This window comes from Microcystis sp. M49636_WE2 (genome assembly GCF_030065375.1).
GTDB lineage: Bacteria > Cyanobacteriota > Cyanobacteriia > Cyanobacteriales > Microcystaceae > Microcystis > Microcystis aeruginosa_C.
Genome location: NZ_JASJFG010000494.1, coordinates 1 through 1,926, shown reverse-complemented (window position 1 = coordinate 1,926; position 1,926 = coordinate 1). Strand labels below are relative to the sequence as shown.

The window sequence follows — 1,926 nt, the reverse complement described above, 5'->3', positions numbered from 1 at the left end:
TTCTAGGTTCTGTGTGATAAGTTTAACTTACAATATGATCGATCAATCTTTGTGTCCTTTGTGTCTTTGTGGTTCGTTCCACCCCCTCGCTAGAAGGAATGTATCTTAGAATACATTTTACCCACCAAATCCAAGAGAGCCGGGTTATAACTAGAAATCGATCGAGTCTTCATGATTAAGAATTGTTTGCAGAATTTCTAGGGGAACAGTAGCAAAGTATTGCTGGAGAAAGTTTTCTAGGGCCACTGCTTCTAGAAATTGCTCAATCTTATTAATTTTTGCCTCATGATTGACTAATTCAAAGGATAAATTTTCTTGATTTTTCTTGACTTTAAAGCCATTTTCTGCTAGGAAAATTAATCCTAATTCTAGGGTATGATAACTGAGGTTTAAGCGGTTTTGTAATTGTTGACGGGAAATACTGGTTTTAGTTCTAGCTAAATATTTCCCAATCCCCACAAGGTTTATCCATGTGGTGTGAGCGGATTTTTTCAAAGGACTAGCATAGGCAAGAACTAACTTTTTATCGCGTAAAATTGCCTGTTGATATTCCCTGGAAAGTTTTGTCCAATCCCGGGGACATTCCAGGAGAAAAAGGGGATTTAATTGGCTAACTTCTTGACTAATTTCTCGATGGCGATTGTCGATTAAAAAATCTTTTTTATTGCTATAGGTTAGGGATTCTTGTTGATAGGGATGCAAGGCAATTAAGCGCACTTCATAGCGATTTTTGTAGGTATTAAAATCTAATTCGACTACGGCATCATAACGGGTATCGGCAGCAATTTCGTCTTTGTGATGACCCCACCACATACCGGGGAAACCCTGCTCGATTGAACTATCCCAGATCTCAAAAGTTGTCCGGGGATAAGCGATTTTTTTGCCTTTGAAATCCTCAAGATTTTTATGCCAAAGATTTTGAAAATAACAATTTTGAATTAATAGCTTCGGTGTCGGATTACCCATCCCGCAGGGTTCCAGTAATTTTAATTCTCGAAATAGACTTTTTCCCAATTGGGAAACCGTCACCACCGCATCCACTTCTATCTCGGAAGAAAGGGAAGTTAAATCAATTCCTGTGCGTCGCAACTGTTGATTAATTCCCTCAATAAATAGGGGTAAATTTTCTATGGTTAAACTTAAACCTGCGGCCAAAGGATGACCACCAAAACGATGTAAAAGATGGGATTGAGAGGATACTAATTGATAGAGATCGATCTCGCGAATTGACCGAGCGGAACCCTTAGCAAAAGGTGGTTCACTGGTACTTAATAAAATTGTTGGTCGTTGGTATTCTTGGGCAATTTGTCCCGCAACTAATCCTAAAATTCCCGCCATCCATTGGGGATCATCTAAAATAATTACATTAGTGGTAGAAAGATCAATTCTCTCTAATTTTTTCTGAACTTGTTTAATAATATCCCGTTGGATTTCTTGGCGACGAATATTGGCCAATTCCGCTTGTTCAGCTAATTCGTGACAACGTTTTTCATCTTCACTGGTAAGTAATTCTACACAAAATCTGGCATCGCCATAAATGCGACTGACGGCATTAATGCGCGGTCCAATACCGAAGGATATATCCAGCGGTCTATCTCCGGTTTTGTTACATAAATCGAGTAATTTTTTAACTCCCAAACGCTGAGTGTTTTGGAGTTTTTGAATACCTTTTTGGGCTAAATAACGACATTCTCCCGTCAATTTGACTAAATCGGCAATTAAACCAATCGCAACTAAATCGAGTAAATTTTCTAGGGGTTTTCTGGGAATATCTGGCAGGGTTATATACATCGCTTCCACTAATTTATAAGCAACGGCAACCCCAGAAAGATGATAGAAAGGATGGGTTTCCACAAAGTAGCGGGGATTAATCAGGGCAATCACCTCGGGGCGCTCGTCGGGTAGGGTATGATGATCGGTGATGAT

General features: G+C 39.4%; 1 protein-coding gene. It reads right to left on the bottom strand.

Going from position 1 to position 1,926, the window contains the following annotated elements; genetic code table 11:
- Positions 1–150: 150 nt before the first annotated feature.
- Positions 151–1,926: single-stranded-DNA-specific exonuclease RecJ (locus PX484_RS11600; protein ID WP_288103922.1), on the bottom strand; the 1,776-nt coding region annotated here is incomplete at its 5' end.